This window comes from Streptomyces sp. NPDC047022, from assembly GCF_040644155.1.
Taxonomy (GTDB): domain Bacteria; phylum Actinomycetota; class Actinomycetes; order Streptomycetales; family Streptomycetaceae; genus Streptomyces.
The window spans coordinates 1-20,187 of record NZ_JBEYVV010000006.1 but is presented as its reverse complement, the minus strand read 5'-3'; the positions used below and the strand labels follow the sequence as shown (position 1 = coordinate 20,187).

Annotated in this window: 17 protein-coding genes and 1 pseudogene; 9 read left to right on the top strand and 9 right to left on the bottom strand. The window is 70.4% G+C overall.

Annotation, left to right across the window (positions count from 1 at the left end; all coding sequences use genetic code 11):
* Window positions 1-42: 42 nt before the first annotated feature.
* From ABZ845_RS09345 to ABZ845_RS09325, 5 genes are all read right to left on the bottom strand, one after another.
* Window positions 43-1,068, bottom strand: a complete 1,026-nt coding sequence (locus tag ABZ845_RS09345) for a LacI family DNA-binding transcriptional regulator (RefSeq protein WP_360975240.1) — start codon at window positions 1,066-1,068, stop codon at window positions 43-45.
* Window positions 1,069-1,174: 106 nt separating this feature from the next.
* Entirely contained in the window at window positions 1,175-2,260 is a 1,086-nt protein-coding gene (gene rhaS / locus ABZ845_RS09340; RefSeq protein ID WP_360975237.1) for a rhamnose ABC transporter substrate-binding protein, read from the bottom strand.
* Between the two features lie 11 nt (window positions 2,261-2,271).
* Window positions 2,272-3,279, bottom strand: coding sequence for an ABC transporter permease (locus tag ABZ845_RS09335; RefSeq protein ID WP_360975234.1), 1,008 nt, complete (start codon window positions 3,277-3,279; stop codon window positions 2,272-2,274).
* Window positions 3,272-4,312: an ABC transporter permease gene (locus ABZ845_RS09330; RefSeq protein WP_360975231.1), complete on the bottom strand. Its 1,041-nt coding sequence runs from the start codon at window positions 4,310-4,312 to the stop codon at window positions 3,272-3,274. Before ABZ845_RS09330 ends, ABZ845_RS09335 begins: the two co-directional genes overlap by 8 nt.
* On the bottom strand, window positions 4,309-5,826 hold the full coding sequence (locus ABZ845_RS09325; RefSeq protein ID WP_360975228.1) for a sugar ABC transporter ATP-binding protein: 1,518 nt from the start codon (window positions 5,824-5,826) through the stop codon (window positions 4,309-4,311). The genes ABZ845_RS09330 and ABZ845_RS09325 overlap by 4 nt, the downstream gene beginning before the upstream one ends.
* Before the next feature lie 306 nt (window positions 5,827-6,132).
* Here ABZ845_RS09325 and rhaI point away from each other — a divergent pair, with 306 nt between their 5' ends.
* The 8 genes and pseudogenes from rhaI to ABZ845_RS09285 all read left to right on the top strand — a co-directional run bounded on the left by rhaI (window position 6,133) and on the right by ABZ845_RS09285 (window position 15,947).
* Complete coding sequence (gene rhaI / locus ABZ845_RS09320) at window positions 6,133-7,293, top strand: L-rhamnose isomerase (protein ID WP_360975225.1); 1,161 nt, start codon at window positions 6,133-6,135, stop codon at window positions 7,291-7,293.
* A 159-nt stretch (window positions 7,294-7,452) separates the two neighbouring features.
* Window positions 7,453-9,492, top strand: a complete 2,040-nt coding sequence (locus tag ABZ845_RS09315) for a bifunctional aldolase/short-chain dehydrogenase (RefSeq protein WP_360975222.1) — start codon at window positions 7,453-7,455, stop codon at window positions 9,490-9,492.
* A gap of 92 nt (window positions 9,493-9,584) precedes the next feature.
* Entirely contained in the window at window positions 9,585-10,973 is a 1,389-nt protein-coding gene (locus tag ABZ845_RS09310; RefSeq protein ID WP_360975771.1) for a rhamnulokinase family protein, read from the top strand.
* 72 nt (window positions 10,974-11,045) lie between these two features.
* A complete protein-coding gene (locus ABZ845_RS09305; RefSeq protein WP_360975219.1) occupies window positions 11,046-11,801 on the top strand; it encodes a (Fe-S)-binding protein in 756 nt (251 codons plus the stop codon).
* A gap of 28 nt (window positions 11,802-11,829) precedes the next feature.
* On the top strand, window positions 11,830-13,338 hold the full coding sequence (locus tag ABZ845_RS09300; protein ID WP_360975216.1) for a LutB/LldF family L-lactate oxidation iron-sulfur protein: 1,509 nt from the start codon (window positions 11,830-11,832) through the stop codon (window positions 13,336-13,338).
* Window positions 13,339-13,366: 28 nt separating this feature from the next.
* On the top strand, window positions 13,367-14,038 hold the full coding sequence (locus tag ABZ845_RS09295) for an LUD domain-containing protein (protein ID WP_360975213.1): 672 nt from the start codon (window positions 13,367-13,369) through the stop codon (window positions 14,036-14,038).
* Between the two features lie 4 nt (window positions 14,039-14,042).
* Window positions 14,043-14,933: pseudogene (locus ABZ845_RS09290) on the top strand (ATP-binding cassette domain-containing protein); the annotation flags it as partial.
* Between the two features lie 273 nt (window positions 14,934-15,206).
* A complete protein-coding gene (locus ABZ845_RS09285) occupies window positions 15,207-15,947 on the top strand; it encodes a DUF4142 domain-containing protein (RefSeq protein WP_360975210.1) in 741 nt (246 codons plus the stop codon).
* A 7-nt stretch (window positions 15,948-15,954) separates the two neighbouring features.
* Here ABZ845_RS09285 and ABZ845_RS09280 read toward each other — a convergent pair whose 3' ends face one another.
* The 3 genes from ABZ845_RS09280 to ABZ845_RS09270 are packed head-to-tail and all read right to left on the bottom strand — an operon-like array spanning window position 15,955 to window position 18,244.
* Window positions 15,955-16,893, bottom strand: coding sequence for an ABC transporter substrate-binding protein (locus ABZ845_RS09280; RefSeq protein ID WP_360975207.1), 939 nt, complete (start codon window positions 16,891-16,893; stop codon window positions 15,955-15,957).
* A complete protein-coding gene (locus ABZ845_RS09275; RefSeq protein WP_360975204.1) occupies window positions 16,890-17,561 on the bottom strand; it encodes an ABC transporter permease in 672 nt (223 codons plus the stop codon). The genes ABZ845_RS09280 and ABZ845_RS09275 overlap by 4 nt, the downstream gene beginning before the upstream one ends.
* Window positions 17,558-18,244, bottom strand: a complete 687-nt coding sequence (locus tag ABZ845_RS09270; RefSeq protein ID WP_360975201.1) for an ABC transporter permease — start codon at window positions 18,242-18,244, stop codon at window positions 17,558-17,560. The genes ABZ845_RS09275 and ABZ845_RS09270 overlap by 4 nt, the downstream gene beginning before the upstream one ends.
* 185 nt (window positions 18,245-18,429) lie before the next feature.
* Between ABZ845_RS09270 and ABZ845_RS09265 the strand changes: the two genes are divergently transcribed.
* Window positions 18,430-18,792, top strand: a complete 363-nt coding sequence (locus ABZ845_RS09265; protein ID WP_360975198.1) for an ANTAR domain-containing protein — start codon at window positions 18,430-18,432, stop codon at window positions 18,790-18,792.
* A gap of 233 nt (window positions 18,793-19,025) precedes the next feature.
* Here ABZ845_RS09265 and ABZ845_RS09260 read toward each other — a convergent pair whose 3' ends face one another.
* Window positions 19,026-19,820 carry a SigB/SigF/SigG family RNA polymerase sigma factor gene (locus ABZ845_RS09260; protein WP_360975195.1) on the bottom strand — a complete coding sequence of 265 codons (795 nt, stop codon included), beginning with the start codon at window positions 19,818-19,820 and terminating at the stop codon, window positions 19,026-19,028.
* Between the last annotated feature and the right edge of the window lie 367 nt (window positions 19,821-20,187).

The window sequence follows — 20,187 nt, the reverse complement described above, 5'->3', positions numbered from 1 at the left end:
ATGCTCCCTGGATGACATCGGATCTTGGGGGATTCCTGCGGATCAGCGCGGCGCGAGGCTGGAGCGGCGCACCACCAGTTCCGGCTGGAGCACGACCCGCCGGTGCTCGTGCCCACGTGCCCCGGACTGCGCCTCCGTCTCCTCCAGCAGGAGCTCGGCGGCGAGCGTGCCCATGGTGATGGCGGGCTGGCGCACGGAGGTGAGGGGCACGGCGGCGGCCGCCGCGAACTCGATGTCGTCGTAGCCGACGATGGCGAGGTCGTCGGGCACGCTGACGCCCGCCGCGAACATGGCCTGGAGCACACCGAGCGCGAGCAGGTCGTTGGCGCAGAAGACGGCGCTCGGACGTCCGACGAGCCCGAGGAGCCGGGCACCGGCGTCCCGGCCCGCCGCGACGTCGAGGCGCTCGCTGGGCAGTTCCCGCAGTACCTCGGGACCGAGTCCGGCCTCGGCCAGCGCGTTCAGGGCGCCCGTACGGCGGTCCCTGACCTGGTTGAGTCCGGGGGGACCGCTGACATACGCGATGGAGCGGTGCCCGGCATCCACCAGATGCCGTACGGCCAGGGCGCCGCCCGCGACGTCGTCGACCGACACCGAGCACTCGGCGGTGCCCTCCGCCACCCGGTCCACCAGTACGAACGGAATGCCGTGGCGGCGGAATGCCTCGATGTTGCGGCCGGTCGCGTCGGCAGGCGTGAGCAGCACCCCGCGCACCCGCTGCTCCGCGAAGAGCGCGAGGTAGTCGGCCTCCTCGGCGGGGTTCTGCGCGCTGTTGCAGACCATCACTCCGAGTCCCGCCCCGCGTGCGGCCCGCTCGGCGCCGCGGGCCACGTCCACGAAGAACGGGTTGCCCATGTCCAGGACGAGCAGCCCCATGATCCGGCTGCGCCCCGCGCGCAGCTGGCGTGCCGACTCGCTGCGTACGTAGCCGAGCCGGTCGATGGCGGACTGCACACGGGCCCGGGTCTCGGACGCGACCGTCTCGGGCCGGTTGATGACGTTCGAGACCGTGCCCACGGAGACTCCGGCGGCGCGGGCGACGTCCTTGATACCCACCGACTGGGTCATCAAGCGAGAACCTCCAGGTAGAGACGGCGAGGGGCGGGGCGGCGGGCTGTCTTCACATTACCGTCACCGCCCTCATGGCGAACCCACTCATACGGGGAAGCGGTTCTCAGAAATCGAACCGGTCGATGTTCTTGCCGTCGAACACCGTCGGCTTGCCGAGGCTGATCACACCGTCCTCGCCGATCGTGTAAGTGCCCATGTCCCCGGCTTTGAAGGTCTCCCCTGCCTTGCCGGTGATCTGCCCGGACACCATCGCGACCGCGGTACGGGCGGCCAGCGCGCCGAGAGCGGCCGGGTCCCACAGTTCGAACGCGTCGACGGTGCCGTTCTTGATGTACTGGCGCATGTCGTTCGGGGTACCGAGGCCCGTCAGCTTGACCTTGCCCTTGTACTTGGAGCCCGAGAGATACTGCGCCGCCGCCTTGATGCCGACGGTGGTCGGGGAGATGATCCCCTTGAGGTCGGGGTACTGCTGCAACAGGCCCTGGGTCTGCTGGAACGACTGCTGGGCGTCGTCATTGCCGTAGGCGATCTTGACGAGCCTGACGTTCTTGTACCTGGGGTCCTTCAGCTCGTCCTTCATGAAGCCAATCCAGGTGTTCTGGTTCGTCGCGGTCTGCGCGGCGGACAGGATCGCTATCCTGCCGTTGTAGCCGATCTGGCGCGCGAGCAACTGAACCTCGGTACGGCCAAGGTCCTCCGCGCCGGCCTGCGAGACGAAGGCGTTGCGGCATTCGGGCCTGGTGTCCGAGTCATAGGTGACGACCTTGATGCCGTTGCGCATGGCCTGTTTGAGCGCTGTGCACAGGGCGCCGGGGTCCTGGGCGGAGATGGCCATCGCGTTCACCTGCTGCTGGGTGAGCGTGTTGACGTAACTCACCTGTCCGCTGGTGTCGGTGGCGCTGCTGGGGCCGACCTCCTTGTATTTCGAGCCCAGTTCACCGAGAGCCTTCTCGCCTCCCTTGTCGGCGGAGGTGAAGTAGGGGTTGTTGACCTGCTTGGGCAGGAAGCCCACGGTGAGGCCCTTCTTGAGAGCCGCGTTCGGGTCGGCCTTGGCGGACGAGGTCGCAAAGCCGCCGCTCGCGTTGTCGACGTCCTTCTTGGTGGTACCGCCGCAGGCCGTGGCGGCGGTGGAAAGGCAGGCGACGGCGGTGGCGGCCGCGCAGGCACGGCGGATCGGTGACTTGCGCATGAGGAAGGTCCTTACGACGGGGAGCGGAGGGACGGGGCCGTTGCCGCGGCGGCGCGGCGGCCCGCCCGTGCGACGGACATCCGGCGTGCGGCCCGGGGGCCGAGAACGGAGACGACGAGCAGGACGCCGGTGACGACGATCTGCGACTGCGCGGAGACGTTCAGCAGGCTCATCACGTTCTGCAGCGCGCCCAGCAGGAACACCCCGGCCATGGCGCCGCCGAGCGTCCCCTTGCCGCCGTCGAAGTCGATGCCGCCGAGCAACACGGCCGCGACGACCGAGAGTTCGAGCCCGGTGGCGTTGTCGTAGCGTGCGCTGGCGTAGTGGAGAGCCCAGAAGACACCGGTCAGCGAGGCCATGAGACCGGTGGCGGTGAACAGCGTGAGCTTGGCCCGCTTGACGCGGATGCCCGCGAACCGCGCGGCCTCCTCGCCCGCGCCGACAGCGAACAGGGAGCGGCCGAACGGGGTGGCGTGCAGGACGAGCACGGCGATCACGAGCAGCACGAGGAAGACCGGGAACGCCCGCGGGACGAAGCTGCCGCCGATGCGTCCGGCCGCGAAGTCGAGGTACTGGGAGGGGAAGTCGGTCACCGCGTCGGAGCCGAGCACGATCTGCGCGATGCCGCGATAGGCGGCGAGGGTGCCGATGGTGACGGCGAGCGACGGCAGCCCGAGACGGGTCACCAGCAGACCGTTGACCAGCCCGCACGTCACGCCGAGGAGAAGACACAGGGGCACGATCGTCTCGATCGCCATGCCCTCGTTCCACAGCTTGCCCATCACCGCGCCCGACAGGCCCGCCGTGGAGGCGACCGACAGGTCGATCTCCCCCGCGACCACGAGAAGTGTCATCGGCAGAGCGATGAGCGCGATGGGCATTGTGTTGCCGATCAGGAAGGACAGGTTGAGGGCGTTGCCGAAGCCGTCCACGCACCCGGACGAGAGCAGCAGCAGGGCGACGAACAGCGCGCCGACGACCGTGTCCCAGCGGATCGCACGCGTCAAGGAGTCAGGCATGGCGGGCGTTCCTCTTCTTCAGGGCCAGGGCCACGCGCAGCGCGACGACACGGTCCACGGCGATGGCGAGCAGGAGCAGGACACCGTTGATGGCGAGCCCCCACACGGAGCTGACCCCGAGCGCGGGCAGCACACTGCCCACGGAGGTGAGCAGCAGCGCGCCGAGGGCCGCCCCGTAGACGCTGCCGGAGCCCCCCGTGAAGGCGACGCCGCCGACCACGACCGCGCTGACGACGGTGAGTTCGTAACCGCTGCCGGTCCCGGAGTCCACATTGCCGAACCGGGCCAGGTACAGCGCGCCCGCGAGCCCGGCCAGGGCACCGCAGAAGGTGTACGCGAGCAGGATCCGCTTGCGCACGGCGATGCCGGCCAGCCTCGCCGCTTCCGGGTTGGAGCCGAGCGCGTACAACTCCCGTCCACCGCCGTAGTGTTTGAGGTAGTAAGCGGTCGAGACCAGGACGCCGAGGGCGATCAGGGCCGGCCAGGGGATCGCCGCGATTCCGCCGGAGCCGAAGTCCACGAATCCGCCGGGCAGATCGGCGGCGGTGATCTGGCGTGACCCGACCCAGAGGGAGTCGGCGCCCCGGATGATGTAGAGGGTGCCGAGGGTGACGACGAGCGCGGGCACCTGGCCGAGGCTGACGAGCAGCCCGTTCAGCAGGCCGAAGCCGGCGCCGAGCAGGACCGCCAGGACCAGCGCCACGGCCGCGTTCCCGCCGCCCTGCAGACAGGTACCGGCCGCGAAGGCGCTGATGCCGAGGGTCGAGCCGACCGACAGGTCGACGTTCCGGGTGATCACGACGAGCGACTGTCCCGTGGCGACCAGCACCAGGATGGTCGCGTTCAGCAGCAGATCCTTGACGCCCTGCTCGGACAGGAACGCGCTGTTGCCCAGCTGGGTGACGAGGACCATCACCAGGAAGACCACCAGGATGGCGAGTTCGCGCATCCTGAACACGCGGTCGACGAGCCGGGTGCCGCTGGACCTGGGCACCTCGGCGGCGGGCGCGGGGTTGGGCGCGGTCACCGTCATGCGGCGGCCCTCCCGGTGGCCGCGGCCATCACGGTTTCCTCGGTGGCCTCGGAGCGGGGGATGTCGGCGGTGAGCCGTCCCTCGTGCATGACGAGCACACGGTCGGCCATCCCGAGCACCTCGGGCAGATCGGAGGAGATCATCAGCACGGCCACGCCGTCGGCGGCCAGCGCGCCGAGCAGCCGGTGCACCTCGGCCTTGGTGCCGACGTCGATGCCGCGGGTCGGTTCGTCGACGATGAGCACCTTCGGGCCGGTGGCCAGCCACTTGGCGAGGACCACCTTCTGCTGGTTGCCGCCCGAGAGGGTGGAGACGGCATCGGCGATCCGGGTGTACTTCACCCGCAGCTTGACGGCCCAGTCGAGGGAGCGGCTGCGCTCGGCGCCACGGTCCACCAGACCGGCCCTGGCACTCGTCCGCAGACCGGTGAGGCCGATGTTCCGCTCGATGGACATGTCCATCACCAGGCCCTGCGCGCGCCGGTCCTCGGGCACGAGGGCGAGCCCGGCGGCCATGGCGGCGGACGGCGCGCCGTTCGTCAGCGCCTTTCCGCCGACCTCGACCTCCCCCGCGTCCCACCGGTCGACGCCGAAGACGGCCCGGGCCACCTCCGTACGACCGGCGCCCACCAGTCCCGCAAGACCGACGATCTCACCGCGCCGCACCTCGAACGACACATCCGTGAACACCCCCTCGCGGGTGAGCCGCCTGACGCTCAGGGCGACCGGGCCGGGCTCGACGTCCTGCTTGGGGTACAGCTCGTCCAGGTCGCGTCCGACCATACGGCGGACCAGGTCGTCCTCCGTCATCCCCGTCAGCGGTTCGTCGGCGATCAGGTCGCCGTCCCTGAGGGTGGTGACCCGCCGGCAGATCTGGAAGATCTCCTCCAGCCGGTGGGAGACGAACAGCACCGCCGCGCCCTGTTCACCCAGGGTGCGAACGACGCCGAAGAGCCGGGCCACCTCGCTTCCGGTGAGGGCCGCGGTCGGTTCGTCCATGATCAGGACACGGGCGTCGAAGGAGAGCGCCTTGGCGATCTCCACGATCTGCTGATCGGCGATGGACAGGCCGCGCGCCGGGCGGTCCGGATCGAGTGCGACACCGAGGCGCCGCATCAGGGCCGCGGTCGCCTCACGGGTGGCCTTGTGGTCGATGCGGCCGAGGGAGCGCCGGGGCAGGCGGCCCATGAAGATGTTCTCGGCGATGGACAGATCGGGGAAGAGGGTCGGCTCCTGGTAGATCACGGCGATTCCGGCGTCGCGTGCGTCGGCCGGGCCGTGGAAGACGACCGGCTCGCCGTCGAGCAGCACCTGGCCGGCGTCCGGTCGGTGCACACCCGCGAGTGTCTTGATGAGGGTCGACTTGCCCGCGCCGTTCTCTCCCGCGAGGGCACGTACGTCACCGGCGTACAGATCGAGGGAGACCTCCCTCAGGGCGCGCACCGCGCCGAATGACTTGGAGACGCTCCTGAGCGCCAGCACCGGGGCCGGACCCGCGTCGGACGGGTGGGTCATGGAAGCTCCTCGACGACGCCGGCGAGTGACCTCGCGACGCCGTGAAAGGTTTCAACTCGGTTGCCGGGACGTTAGGCGTGTCGGCCATCGCGCGTCAATGGGGGCGTGGCGGAAAGCTTGCGGCCGGTGAGCGTGAGGGGACTCGGAGGGCTCGCTATGGATCAAGACCACCGCCGTGCCGGTGCCGGACGGGCCCGCCGGAGGACTTGACAGCTGGGGGCGAGGCTCCTAGTTTCGGCTATATATCTGAATCGTTTCATACAGTCGGTTCACCAGCGCTGACACCGGACGCCTCAGGAGCCCCAAGTGACCGAACTCGCCGCGGTGAAGGCCGCTCTGAAGACCCAGGCCGTCGAGACGCCGTCATGGGCGTACGGGAACTCCGGTACGCGGTTCAAGGTGTTCGCCCAGGACGGCGTGCCACGCGACCCCTGGGAGAAGCTCGACGACGCCGCGAAGGTGCACGAGTTCACGGGAGTGGCGCCGACCGTCGCCCTGCACATCCCCTGGGACCGTGTCGCCGACTACGCCGCGCTGGCGGCCCACGCGCAGGACCGCGGTCTGAGGATCGGCACCATCAATTCCAACACCTTCCAGGACGACGACTACAAGCTCGGCAGTGTCTGCCACCCCGACCCCGCCGTACGCCGCAAGGCGGTCCGCCACCTGCTCGACTGCGTCGACATCATGGATGCCACCGGATCGAGGGACCTCAAGCTCTGGTTCGCGGACGGCACAAACTACCCCGGCCAGGACGACATCCGCGCCCGACAGGACCGCCTCGACGAAGCCTTGGCCGAGGTCTACCAGCGACTCGGCGACGGCCAGCGCATGCTGCTCGAGTACAAGCTCTTCGAGCCCGCCTTCTACGCCACCGACGTCCCGGACTGGGGCACCGCCTACGCGCACAGCCTCAAGCTCGGCCACAGGGCCCGGGTCGTGGTCGACACCGGGCATCACGCGCCCGGCACGAACATCGAGTTCATCGTCGCCACACTGCTGCGCGAGGACAAACTCGGCGGCTTCGACTTCAACTCCCGCTTCTACGCCGACGACGATCTGATGGCCGGCGCCGCAGATCCCTTCCAGCTCTTCCGCATCATGTACGAGGTCGTCCGCGGCGGCGGTTTCGGGCCCCGGACGGCCTTCATGCTCGACCAGTGCCACAACATCGAGGCCAAGATCCCGGCCATCATCCGCTCCGTCATGAACGTCCAGGAAGCCACGGCCAAGGCACTGCTCGTGGACCGGGAGGCGCTCGCCGCCGCGCAGCGGGACGGCGATGTGCTCACCGCCAACGGGGTCCTCATGGACGCCTACGACACCGATGTGCGCCCACTGCTCGCCGGGATACGCGAGGATTCGGGGCTGGATCCCGATCCCCTCGCCGCGTACCGCCGCTCCGGCTGGGCAAAGAAGATCACCGCGGAGCGGGCGGGCGGCAGGCAGGCCGGATGGGGCGCCTGAGACTCCGCTTCTTCCGACGGGTACAGACGCCTCCCGGCTGACCCCGTTGGCACCGTTTACCCCGTTGGCCTCTGTCGCCCTCCGTTGGCATCTGTTGCCCTCCATCGCCCTCCGTTGACCTCCGTCGACTCTTCCAACGACTCGGACAAGGACCCCGCCATGGCATCCAGTCCCGCAGCCGCCGCGCTCCTGGCCCGCTCCCACCGTCTGGGCGCCGATCCCCGCAACACCAACTACGCCGGGGGCAACGCCTCCGCCAAAGGCACCGGCACCGATCCCGTCACCGGCGGCGGAGTCGAGCTGATGTGGGTCAAGGGGTCCGGCGGCGATCTGGGCACGCTCACGGAGGCCGGGCTGGCCGTGCTGCGGCTGGACCGGCTGCGGGCCCTGACGGAGGTCTACCCGGGTGCCGAGCGCGAGGACGAGATGGTGGCCGCGTTCGACTACTGCCTGCACGGCAGGGGCGGCGCGGTCCCCTCCATCGACACCGCCATGCACGGCCTGGTGGACGCGGCCCATGTCGACCATCTCCACCCGGACTCCGGTATCGCGCTCGCCTGCGCCGCCGATGGCGAGAAGCTGACCGCCGAGTGCTTCGGCGAGACGGTGGTGTGGGTGCCGTGGCGGCGCCCCGGCTTCCAGCTCGGCCTGGACATCGCGGCAGCCAAGGCGGCCAACCCGCGCGCCGTCGGCTGCGTCCTGGGCGGACACGGCATCACGGCATGGGGTGACACGTCCGGGGAGTGCGAACGCAACTCGCTGCACATCATCCGCACCGCCGAGGCCTTCCTGGCCGAGCGCGGGAAGCCGGAGCCGTTCGGACCCGTGCTCGCGGGTTACGAGCCGCTGCCCGAGGCCGAACGGCGGCGGCGCGCCGCGGCGCTGGCACCGTATGTCCGCGCCCTCGCCTCGAAGGACAAGGCCCGGACGGGGCACTTCACGGACTCCGCCGTCGTCCTGGACTTCCTCTCCCGCGCCGAGCACCCGCGCCTGGCCGCTCTCGGCACCTCCTGCCCCGACCACTTCCTGCGGACGAAGATACGGCCGCTGGTCCTCGACCTGCCGCCTGCCGCCCCGCTCGTCGAGGCCATCGCCCGGCTGAGGGAGCTGCACAGCGCGTATCGCGAGGAATACGCCGCCTACTACGAGCGGCACGCCCTGCCCGGCTCCCCCGCACTGCGCGGCGCGGACCCGGCGATCGTGCTCGTGCCCGGCGTGGGCATGTTCTCCTTCGGAGGGGACAAGCAGACCGCCCGGGTCGCCGGCGAGTTCTACGTCAACGCCATCCGTGTCATGCACGGGGCCGAGGGCGTGTCGGCGTACACACCGATCGAGGAGGCGGAGAAGTTCCGCATCGAGTACTGGGCGCTGGAGGAGGCCAAGCTCCAGCGCATGCCGAGGCCGAAACCGCTCGCCGCCCGGGTGGCGCTGGTGACGGGCGCGGGCAGCGGCATCGGGAAGGCGATCGCGCACCGGCTGGCCGTCGAAGGCGCGTGCGTGGTGGTGGCGGACCTCGACGCGTCGCGCGCCGCGGCCGTCGCCGGGGAACTCGGCGGCACGGACCGGGCCGTGGCCGTCACCGTGGACGTCACGTCCGAGGAGCAGATAGCCCGGGCTTTCCAGAAGGCGTTGCTCGCCTTCGGCGGGGTCGACCTCGTGGTCAACAACGCCGGTGTCTCCCTGTCCAAGCCGCTGCTGGAGACATCGGCCCAGGACTGGGACCTCCAGCACGACATCGTGGCGCGGGGTTCGTTCCTCGTCTCACGCGAGGCTGCCCGGGTGATGCTCGCGCAGGGGCTGGGCGGCGACATCGTCTATGTGGCCTCCAAGAACGCCGTCGTCGCAGGGCCCGACAACATCGCCTACTCCGCGACCAAGGCCGACCAGGCCCATCAAGTACGGCTCCTCGCCGTCGAGTTGGGCGAGCACGGCATCCGTGTCAACGGCGTCAACCCGGACGGCGTGGTGCGTGGCTCGGGCATCTTCGCGGGCGGCTGGGGCGCTCAACGGGCCGCCGTGTACGGCGTGGCCGAGGACAAGCTGGGTGAGTTCTATGCCAAGCGCACCCTCCTCAAGCGGGAGGTGCTGCCCGAGCATGTCGCGAACGCCGTCTTCGCGCTGACGGGCGGAGATCTGACACACACCACGGGACTTCACATCCCGGTCGACGCGGGTGTGGCCGCCGCGTTCCTGCGGTGACCGCGGCCGTGAAGCCGTACACCGCCGTGAATCCGCACGCCGCCACGAGGTCGTACGCCGCCGTCGACCTCGGCGCGTCGGGCGGGCGGGTCATGGTCGGCCGCGTGGGTCACGGCACCCTGGAACTCACCGAGGCGCACCGCTTCCCCAACCGGCCCGTCCGGGTTCCCGAGGGGCTGCGCTGGGACATCCTGTCCCTGTACGCGGGGGTCCTCGACGGACTGCGCGCCGCGGGACGGGTCGACTCGGTCGGCATCGACAGCTGGGCCGTGGACTACGGCCTCCTGGACGCGGACGGAGCACTGCTCGGCAACCCCGTCCACTACCGTGACGCCCGCACGGAGGATGCCGCCGAGCAGGTGTGGGCGGCGGTTCCGCCCCAGGAGCTGTACGCGGCGACCGGGCTGCAGTACGCGCCGTTCAACACGCTGTACCAGCTCGCGGCGGCGCGGTCGTCCGCGCTGTTCGGGCAGGCGAAGCGACTGCTGCTCATCCCCGATCTGCTCACGTACTGGCTCACGGGCGAGCAGGGGACCGAGCTGACCAACGCGTCCACCACCCAGCTCATCGACCCCCGCACCCACGACTGGTCGTATGCCGTCGCGACCCGGCTCGGTGTCGACCTGAGCCTGTTTCCCCCGCTGCGCCGCCCCGGCGATTCGGCCGGTGTGCTGCGGCCCGGGGTACTGGAGGACACGGGGCTGACCGGGCCGGTCCCGGTGACCGCGGTCGCCTCGCACGACACGGCGTCCGCGGTCGCCGCCGTACCGGCCACCGGTGCACGGTTCGCTTACATCTGCACCGGCACCTGGTCACTGGCCGGACTGGAACTCGCGGCACCGGTGCTGACCGAGGAGAGCCGCGCCGCCAACTTCACCAATGAGCTCGGGCTGGACGGCACCGTCCGCTATCTGCGCAACGTCATGGGGCTGTGGCTGCTCCAGGAGTGCGTACGCGCCTGGGGCGGGGCGGACCTGTCCGCGCTGCTGCCCGCCGCGGCGGACGTCCCGGCGCTGCGGTCGGTGGTGGACGCGGGTGACACGGCGTTCCTGGCCCCCGGCCGGATGCCGGAGCGGATCGCGGAGGCGTGCCGGGCCTCGGGGCAGCCCGTGCCGGACTCCCCAGCCGAGGTCACCCGGTGCGTTCTCGACTCGCTCGCGCTCGCCCATCGCCGGGCGGTCCTCGACGCCCGGCGGCTCACCGGCCACCCCGTGGACGTGGTGCACATCGTCGGAGGCGGCGCCCGCAACGCGCTGCTGTGCCGTCTGACGGCCGACGCGTGCGGGTTGCCGGTGGTGGCCGGACCGGCCGAGGCCGCCGCCTTCGGGAACGTGCTCGTCCAGGCCCGGGCCGACGGACTCGTGGGCGGCCGTGACGAGATACGGCGGCTGCTGGCCCGTACCCAGCCGCTCACCCGGTACGAACCGCGCGGCGACACGGCGGCGTGGCGGGACGCGGAGGCCCGGCTCGCCACGCCGTGACCGGACGGCTCCCCTGGGCCGTGCCCGCCGACTAACCTGCACTCGTCCGATGATCGACCACAAGGGGCCGCGATGCGTGTCGCTCTGTTCCTCACCTGCGTCAACGACACGCTCTATCCGGAAACCGGCCGAGCCGTCGTCAGACTGCTGACCAGGCTGGGCGTCGACATCGACTTCCCTATGGCGCAGACCTGTTGCGGGCAGGCCCACTACAACACCGGATACCGCCACGAGGCCGAGCCGCTCGCGGTGAAGTTCTCCGAGGTCTTCCGGGAGTACGAGGCCATCGTGACTCCGTCCGCATCCTGCGCCGCGATGGTGCGGGAGCTGTATCCGCGCCTCGGCCGGCGTGCACGGGACGAAGGGCGGGGAGAGGGCCTCACGGCCGTTCTGACGCCCGTCGTCCCGAAGACCTTCGAGCTCACCGAGTTTCTGGTGGACGTGCTGAACGTGACGGACGTGGGCGCGTACTACCCGCACCGCGTGACCTACCACCCGACCTGCCACGGACTGCGGGGACTTGGCCTCGGCGACCGCCCGGCGCGCCTGCTGCGGGCCGTGAAGGGGCTGGAACTGGTCGACCTTCCGGGCGCCGAGGAGTGCTGCGGCTTCGGCGGCACGTTCGCGCTGAAGAACCCCGATGTCTCGGCGGCCATGGGGGCCGACAAGGTGCGCGACGCCCGGTCGACGGGGGCCGACGTGCTGTGCGCGGGCGACAACTCCTGTCTGATGCACATCGGCGGCACCATGGCGCGGCTGGACGCGGGGATGCGGCCGGTGCACATCGCGCAGATCCTCGCGAGTACGGAGGAGGATCCGCTGGGATGAGTGGCCTCGGTATGAAGGAGTTCCTCGTATGAGCGGAACGAGAGGGACGAACGGGACGTTCATCGGGATGCCCTCCTTCCCGCAGGCCGCACGCGCGGCGGTCCGCGACACGACGCTGCGCGGCAATCTGCGGCATGCCACCCGCACCATCCGCGCCAAGCGCGCGAGGGCGGTCGCGGAGGTGTCCGACTGGGCGGCGCTGCGCGAGGCGGGACGGCAGATCAAGGACCACACACTCCGTCATCTGGACCGCTATCTGGTGCAGTTGGAGGAGGCGGTGACCGCGGCGGGCGGCACCGTGCACTGGGCCGCCGACGCGGACGAGGCCAACCGGATCGTGTGCGGTCTGGTCAAGGCGACCGGCGAGTCGGAGGTCGTCAAGGTCAAGTCGATGGCCACGCAGGAGATCGGCCTCAACGAGGCGCTCGAGGCGGAGGGCATCCGCGCGTACGAGACCGATCTCGCCGAACTGATCGTGCAGCTCGGCAGGGACCGGCCTTCGCACATCCTGGTTCCCGCGATCCACCGCAACCGCGGGGAGATCCGCGACATCTTCCGCTCCGAGATGGGAGATTGGGGCCGCCCGGCACCCGACGGGCTCACCGACGCGCCCGCGGAGCTCGCCGAGGCGGCCCGGCTGCATCTGCGGGAGAAGTTCCTGCGCGCGAAGGTGGGCATCTCCGGGGCCAACTTCATGGTCGCCGAGACCGGCACGCTGGTGGTCGTGGAGTCGGAGGGCAACGGGCGGATGTGCCTCACCCTGCCCGAGACGCTGATCTCGGTCGTCGGCATCGAGAAGGTCGTGCCGACCTGGCGGGACCTGGAGGTGTTCCTGCAGACGCTTCCCCGCTCGTCCACCGCCGAGCGCATGAACCCGTACACGAGCATGTGGACGGGGACGACGGACGGCGTGGCGGCTGACGGCCCCCGGGCCTTCCACCTGGTCCTGCTCGACAACGGCCGCACCGACACGCTCGCCGACCGGGTCGGGCGCCAGGCGCTGCGCTGCATCCGCTGCTCGGCGTGCCTGAACGTCTGCCCAGTGTACGAACGGGCGGGCGGCCACGCCTACGGCTCGGTCTACCCCGGTCCCATCGGAGCCATCCTCAGCCCGCAACTGCGGGGCACCCGGAGTGAGATCGACGCCTCGCTGCCATTCGCGTCCTCCCTGTGCGGGGCATGCTTCGAGGTGTGCCCGGTCGCCATCGACATCCCCGAGGTGCTGGTGCACCTCAGGGAGCGGGTCGTGGAGGGCGGCCCCGCGACGCGGGCGGGCAACAAGGTGGTCCTGAGGCCGGCCGGGGGGCATGCCGCCGAGCGGGCGGCGATGCGGGCGGCGCGCTGGGCGTTCAGCCATCCGGGTGCGCTGCGCGCGGGCCAGCGGGTCGCGTCCCGGTCACGGCGCTTCCTGCCGCGGACACTGCCGGGGCCCGGGCGGGCGTGGAGTGCGAGCCGGGATCTGCCCGAGGTGCCTGCTGAACCGTTCCGCGACTGGTGGCAGCGCACGCGTGGCGGGCATGACCGATACGGCCGGTGAGCCGCTGGGCGAGCGGAGAGGACGCGAGATGAGCGGCAGGGACGTGGTGCTGGGCCGGGTGCGGCGCGCACTCGCGGGCACCCAGGACGGCGACGCGGCGGGCGACACGCCGTACGAGCAGTCCGTTTCCCGGGACTATCTGCGGCAGCACGGCGAACGCACCGTTCAGGAGACGGTGGATCTGCTGGCGGAGACCCTGGCGGACTACCGGGCGGTCGTACACCGCGCCGACGGCCCAGGGCTGCCTGCGGTACTGGGGCGGCTTCTCGCGGCGCGCGGCGCACGGACCGTGCTGGTGCCGCCGGACCTGCCGTCCCACTGGCTGACGGGTGTCGAGCAGGTCCCGGACCGCGCGGAGAGCACCCCGTACGAACTGGACCGCGCCGACAGTGTGGTCACCGGCTGCGCGGTCGCGGTGGCGGAGACCGGGACCATCGTGCTGGACGGCTCGCCGGACCAGGGCCGCCGCCGGATCACGCTCGTCCCCGACCACCACATCTGTGTCGTACGCGTCCCCGCACAGGTCGTGTCGTCCGTTCCCCAGGCTCTGGAGCGGCTCGACCCCGCACGCCCGCTGACCTGGATCTCCGGGCCGTCCGCGACGAGCGACATCGAACTCGACCGGGTCGAGGGGGTGCACGGTCCGCGCACCCTGGAGGTGGTGCTGGTGAGCGAGGAGCCGGCCGCGCGGCTAGCGTGAGGGGATGATCCGGTTCGAAGCGGTCACCAAGCGCTATCCGGGCGGCACCACGGCCGTGGAGGATCTGTCCTTCGAGGTCGCCGAGGGCGAGCTCGTGACGCTCGTGGGGCCGTCCGGCTGCGGCAAGACGACCACGATGATGATGGTGAACCGGCTCATCGAACCGACCTCGGGGCGGGTCTTCGTGGACGGCGAGGACGTCGCGGCCCTCGACCCGGTGCGGCTGCGGCGCCGGATCGGCTATGTGATCCAGCAGGTGGGCCTGTTTCCGCACCGGACCGTTCTGGACAACACGGCGACCGTGCCGTCCCTCATCGGCTGGAAGAAGGCGAAAGCGCGGGCACGGGCGGCCGAACTGCTCTCCCTGGTGGGCCTGGACCCGAAGACGTACGGGCCGCGCTACCCGGACCAGTTGTCGGGCGGACAGCGGCAACGCGTCGGGGTGGCAAGGGCGTTGGCGGCGGATCCGCCCGTGCTGCTGATGGACGAGCCGTTCGGGGCGGTCGATCCCGTGGTGCGGGAGCAACTGCAGGACGAGTTCCTGCGCATGCAGTCCACCGTGCGCAAGACGGTCCTGCTGGTGACGCACGACATCGGCGAGGCCGTACGGCTGGGCGACCGGGTCGCGGTCTACGGGCAGGGGCGCATCGAGCAGTTCGACACGCCGGGCGTGGTGCTGGGCGCGCCGGCGACGCCGGATGTCGCCAGGTTCCTGGGCACGGAGCGGAGGCTGAAGCAGCCGGTCGTGGTGCTGCTGGACGAAACCGCCGAACGGGCGGCGGGGCGGCTGCGGGGGCGGGGGGCGCGGTGGGCGGTGGTGGTCGACGGGGACGGAGAGCTGTGCGGGTGGGTCGGGGCCGGGGATCTTGGTGTCGGGTCGGGGCTGGTCCGTGACCATGTGCGGCGGGGGTTGTGACTGGGGGGTGGTTCGTTGTCCCGTGCGTTGTTCCCTGCGGGTGCGTTGGGGGGTTTCGCGCAGTTCCCCGCGCCCCTGAACAGGTGCGTTGTTCCCTGCGGGTGCGTTGGGGGATTTCGCGCAGTTCCCCGCGCCCCTGGCGGGGAGCGCCTTGGGCTTTGCGTTTGCTTGAAGAATTTTGCCGGGCGTTGATCGATCCGGGAGTGGTGCGCGTATCCACCGGGGTACGAGCCGTTCGCTCATGGAGGCAGCATGCCCATGTCCCGCAGCATGGCAGGATCCGTTTTCGTGGCCGGTGCGCTGGGGATGACCCTGGCCGCCCTTGTCTACCCCGCCATGCTCGGCGTCCAGACCACGTCCAGTTCGCCGGACCGTGTCATAGCCAACACCCGTTACGGTCCGCTCACCGAGGCGGACCGGGACTTCGTGGTCAAGGTGCGTTCCGCGGGGCTGTGGGAGTATCCGCTGGGCGAGATCGCGCTGACGAAGGGCTCGACGCCGGAGATGAGGGAGGCGGGCAAGCACCTGATCGTCGGGCACGCCGGACTCGACGCGATGTGCCGGAAGATCGCGCCCGAACTGGGCATCACGCTGCCCAACCAGGCCACCCCGCAACAGCAGCAGTTCGTGGCGACCTCGGCGGCCGCGTCGGGCAAGGAGTTCGACAACACCGCCGCCAACATCATGCGTGTCACACACGGCCAGATCTTCCCGGCCATCGCCAAGATCCGCGCCAACACCAAGAACACCCTCGTACGCCAGCTGGCCGACCTCGCCAACGACACCGTCCTCGATCACATCACCGTGCTGGAGAAGACGGGCACGGTCAACTTCGACCAGGTGCTGTTCCAGCAGACGACCCCGCCGAAGCTCCCGAAGGACCAGGTCACTCCGCCCCCGCCGGCTCCGGGTGCTCCGATGGTGGTCCTCACTCCCCGTCCCGATCTGAACATCAGCACCGCCTCCCCCTCCCCCGGTCCCGCGGTCGGCTGACGCGCCGTCACTTCAGCAGGCCCTTCTTCCTGAGGTAGGCGCGCGCCACGTCCTCGGGGAGGCGTCGCCAGTCGTCCACCTGCTCGGTCAGCGACGCCAAGTCCTGGGTGGTGAGGACGGAGTTGAGGGCGTCCAGCGCCTTGGCGGCGCGTCCTCCGCCGGCGCGGGAGCGGTTGACGACCGGGACGATGTAGTCCGCGTTCTGCAGATGCCGGTCGTCGGCGAGCAGGACGAGCCCGAAGTCGTCGAGGGTCGCGTCCGTGGTCGTGGTCAGCACCATCTGGTCCTGGCCGCTCTGCACGGCCCGCTTGGCCGGGGTGGTGCCGACGCCCTTGGGGTCGACGCCCGTGAGGTGGATGCCGTACGCCGCCTTCAGGCCCGGTGCGCAATACGCCCGCCGGACGCACTCGTCACCGGCCGCAAGCCGGACCTTCAGGCCCGATCTGCCGAGGTCGCTCAGCGTCTTGAGGTGGTGACGGCGGGCGTATGCCCGGGTCACCGCGAAGGCGTTCTGGTCCATCGCACGGCCGGGTTCGAGCACCGTCAGTCCCCGGGGAGCGGCCAGGGCGCGCAGGGCCGTCATGGTGGAGGTGAGATCGGGCGAACCGGCGGGAGCGGCCCGGGCGCCGGGGGTCCTGGCGTCGAGCCAGTCCGCGAAGGTGGCCGCGTATTCCGGGACGACGTCGATCTGCCCCGACTCCAGGGCGGGTTCGTACAGTTCGCGGTTGGCGACGGTGACCAGGGATGTCGTGTATCCGGCCTGGTTCAGCAGCAGTGCGTACATATGGGCGAGCAGGTCGCTCTCGGTGAATCCGGCGGAGCCGACGGTCAGATGCCTGCTGTCACCGGGGGGCGCGGTGACCTGGTCGCGGGTCTCCAGTGAGGGGCCCGCCGCACAGCCGGCGGCGAGAAGCAGGCTGGTTACCGCCGCCGCCCACCGTCTCACCTCATCCCCCTCGTCAATCGCGGCGCCAGCCTCTCGACGGTCTCGAAGACCCCTTCGACGACCAGTGCGAATCCCGCCACCAGGACGGCCCCCGCGACGACCTGCGGCGTGCTGGCCAGGTTGAAGCCGGCGGTGATGATGCGGCCCAGTCCCCCGCCGCCCGCGAGCGCGGCGATGGTGGCGGTAGCGACCAGTTGCACGGCCGCGATCCGTACCCCGTTCAGGAGCATGGGGAGGGACAGGGGCAGCTCCACCTGGATCAGCGTCTGCCGTCCGGTCATGCCCATCCCCCGCGCCGCCCGCACCACGCCGCGGTCGACCCCCCGCATGCCGACGTACGCGTTGGTGAGCAGCGGGGGCACGGCGAACAGTACGAGGGCGACCACGGTCGGCCCCTCGCCCCAGGCGCCGACCGGGGTGAGCAGCAGGAGCACCAGCACCGCGAAGGTGGGGACCGCGCGGCCGACGTTGGAGATGTTGACGGCGAGCGCGCCTCCCTTGCCGAGGTGGCCCAGGACGAGCGCGACCGGCAGCGCGATCACGCAGCTGATCGCCAGGCAGACGACGGTCAGGACGGCGTGCTGCGCCAGCCGGTGCCAGATGCCGTCGTCGCCCGCCCAGTGTGCGGGGTCGACAAGCCATGCCCAGGTGTCGCGGAGGGTCCTCATCCGCGTCCCGTCCTGGTCCAGGGGGTGATCAGCCACTGCACGGCGAGCAGCAGAAGATCGGCCGCGACCGCGATCACCACGCACAGTACGGACGCGGTCAGCACCTGCGCCCTGAAGTAGGTGTTCATGCCCGCGTAGATCAGGTTGCCGAGCCCGCCGAAGCCGACGATGGCCCCCACGGTGACCAGGGACACCGCAGAGACGGTGGCGATGCGGAGCCCGGCCATGGCGGCGGGCAGGGCGAGCGGCAGTTCGACGGTGAGCAGCAGCCGGACGGGCCCGTATCCCATGCCGCGGGCGGCCTCACGGGTCTCCTCGGGCACGGCGCCCAGGCCAGCGAGGATGTTCCGCACGAGGAGGGTGAGCGAGTAGAGGACGAGACCGGCGACGACCAGGGCCGCCGACAGCCCGTACAGCGGCAGGAGCAGCGAGAACATCGCAAGCGAGGGGATCGTGTAGAGGATCGTGGTGACGGCGAGGACGGGCGGGGCCGCCCACCGCCAGTGGCGCGCCAGGAGGGCCAGCGGAAGGGCCACGGCGAGGCCGATGAGCACGGACACCGCGGTGAGCCGCACATGCTGGAGTACCGCCTCCAGGAGGACATGGCGGCGGGTGCGCAGATACGCGCCGCAGATCCAGTCATTGCGGGCGAGACAGTCGTGCGGGCGCGCCGGCGCGGTCACGCGTCCATTGCACCGGCCGGGCTCGCTGACGTGCTCGTTGTGCTGGCCCGTCCGGGGGCGCCGTCGTGCCGCACGTGTCCGATGTACCTCTTCCTCCGGCTCGCGCACACCTGGTCGTATGGTGACGATGAGCAGGAGGCCCGGTCTCGCCATCATCGAACGCCGCACCCACCCCGGAGGGGACGATGACCTCGAAAGCCCGTCCGGGACAGGATGAGCCGGACACCACCGCCGCCGCGGCCGAGTCGGCACGGATCTTCCAGCTGGAGGAGGAGGTCGGCCAGCTCAAGGAGGCCGTGGCCTCGCACGCGGTCGTGGACCAGGCGATCGGGATGCTCGTGGCCCTCGGGCACGTCACCCCCGACCAGGGGTGGGAGGTACTGCGGGAGGTCTCCCAGCACGCGAACATCAAGCTGCGCAATGTCGCGGAGATGATACTCATCTGGGGACGGGGCGGAAATCTGCCGGACCATGTGCGGGTCCTTCTGGAGGACACGCTCGACCGATACGGTCCTACCCAGCTCCCGGAGGATCCGCCGTCGCAGTAATGCCCGGCGCCCGCGGGCGGACTCCCTGACTCGCTGAGTCAATCGGCTTCCGGCTCCGCCTCGTTGTCAGCCGGTTGTCGGGCCCGAGAAGTGTTTCAAATACCCTCTCGCGGATAGTCCGGAAGGTGTCGGCCCACTGGCCAAACCGTTCCCGGGAGGGTTCGGCAGTGAGCCCACCGCAAACGGCCGTCCGGTCGGCGAGCGGACCGGGCGGCCGGATGCTGTCGGGATCGTCAGGCAATGTCGGCGAGGGCCTCTTCGCGCACGCGCGCGCAGCAGCAGGCCAGCAGACGTGAGACGTGCATCTGGGAGATGCCGAGCTGGTCCGCGATGCGGCTCTGGGTCATTCCGCGGAAGTAGCGGAGGTAGAGAATGGTGCGTTCACGCTCCGGCAGGGACCGCAGGCAGGGCTTGACCGCCTCGCGGTCGACTATCAGGTCGTACCCCGAATCGGACTCGCCGAGCGCGTCGCCCAGCGCGTATCCGTCGTCACTGCCCGACACCTCCGCGTCGAGGGACAGCGCGGTGAAGCTGTCCATGGCTTCCAGCCCCACGCGGACGTCCTCCTCGCTGAGATGCGCGTTCTCGGCGATCTCGGCGACGGTAGGTCCGCGCCCGGGTGTCTCCTGCGAAAGCTCCTTCACCGCCACACGCACACGATTGCGCAGGTCCTGGACGCGGCGCGGGACGTGCAGAACCCACATATGGTCGCGGAAGTGCCGCTTTATCTCGCCGGTGATGGTGGGTATCGCATAGCTCTCGAACGCGTACCCGCGCGCCGGGTCATAGCGGTCGACCGCCTTGACCAGGCCAAGTGCCGCCACCTGGCACAGATCCTCGATGGACTCGCCCCGGCCGCGGTAGCGGCGGCCGATACGCTCCGCCATGGGGAGCCAGGACCGGACGATGTCGTCACGCTGTGCCTGCCGTTCCGGACCATCGGCCAGTTCGCGCAGCCGTGCGAAAGCCGCAGTGGTATCGGGGGCGTCGTCGTGAGGATGCTGCTTCGCTTTGACGGTGATGCGCATGGTGCCTCAACTCCCCAAGGGGATGACTGGACAGTCACCAATGGGAGTCCGCACTCACCGCACAGGGACACACCCGGGGTCTGGTGGGCCAGCTCCCACGGACGTGCCTCCTGTCCGAAGCACTATCAAACCCCATTCCCTCATACCGGCCCGCCAAACAATTCCACGGTTCAAGTCCACGCTCATTACCGAAAGCCATTACCGGCAGGCCAATTACTCGCTGAATCCGCCGGACTCCGGTGCGCGACTTTCGAGAGAAGGGAATTCACGCGGGGCGGAGCCAGATGGTGGCGAGTGGGGGGAGGGTGAGGCGGATGCTGGCCGGTCGGCCGTGGTGGGGGGTGGGGTCGGGTTTGAGGGGGTGGGG

What these genes read in the sequence shown, in the direction of transcription:
- ABZ845_RS09335 (WP_360975234.1), bottom strand. Translation starts at nt 3,279, where the DNA reads ATGCCTGACTCCTTGACGCGTGCGATCCGCTGGGACACGGTCGTCGGC.
- rhaS (WP_360975237.1), bottom strand. Translation starts at nt 2,260, where the DNA reads ATGCGCAAGTCACCGATCCGCCGTGCCTGCGCGGCCGCCACCGCCGTC.
- ABZ845_RS09260 (WP_360975195.1), bottom strand. Translation starts at nt 19,820, where the DNA reads ATGCGCATCACCGTCAAAGCGAAGCAGCATCCTCACGACGACGCCCCC.
- ABZ845_RS09265 (WP_360975198.1), top strand. Translation starts at nt 18,430, where the DNA reads ATGACCTCGAAAGCCCGTCCGGGACAGGATGAGCCGGACACCACCGCC.
- ABZ845_RS09315 (WP_360975222.1), top strand. Translation starts at nt 7,453, where the DNA reads ATGGCATCCAGTCCCGCAGCCGCCGCGCTCCTGGCCCGCTCCCACCGT.
- ABZ845_RS09275 (WP_360975204.1), bottom strand. Translation starts at nt 17,561, where the DNA reads ATGAGGACCCTCCGCGACACCTGGGCATGGCTTGTCGACCCCGCACAC.
- ABZ845_RS09330 (WP_360975231.1), bottom strand. Translation starts at nt 4,312, where the DNA reads ATGACGGTGACCGCGCCCAACCCCGCGCCCGCCGCCGAGGTGCCCAGG.
- ABZ845_RS09305 (WP_360975219.1), top strand. Translation starts at nt 11,046, where the DNA reads ATGCGTGTCGCTCTGTTCCTCACCTGCGTCAACGACACGCTCTATCCG.
- ABZ845_RS09310 (WP_360975771.1), top strand. Translation starts at nt 9,585, where the DNA reads ATGGTCGGCCGCGTGGGTCACGGCACCCTGGAACTCACCGAGGCGCAC.
- ABZ845_RS09325 (WP_360975228.1), bottom strand. Translation starts at nt 5,826, where the DNA reads ATGACCCACCCGTCCGACGCGGGTCCGGCCCCGGTGCTGGCGCTCAGG.
- ABZ845_RS09285 (WP_360975210.1), top strand. Translation starts at nt 15,207, where the DNA reads ATGCCCATGTCCCGCAGCATGGCAGGATCCGTTTTCGTGGCCGGTGCG.
- ABZ845_RS09295 (WP_360975213.1), top strand. Translation starts at nt 13,367, where the DNA reads ATGAGCGGCAGGGACGTGGTGCTGGGCCGGGTGCGGCGCGCACTCGCG.
- ABZ845_RS09300 (WP_360975216.1), top strand. Translation starts at nt 11,830, where the DNA reads ATGAGCGGAACGAGAGGGACGAACGGGACGTTCATCGGGATGCCCTCC.
- ABZ845_RS09345 (WP_360975240.1), bottom strand. Translation starts at nt 1,068, where the DNA reads ATGACCCAGTCGGTGGGTATCAAGGACGTCGCCCGCGCCGCCGGAGTC.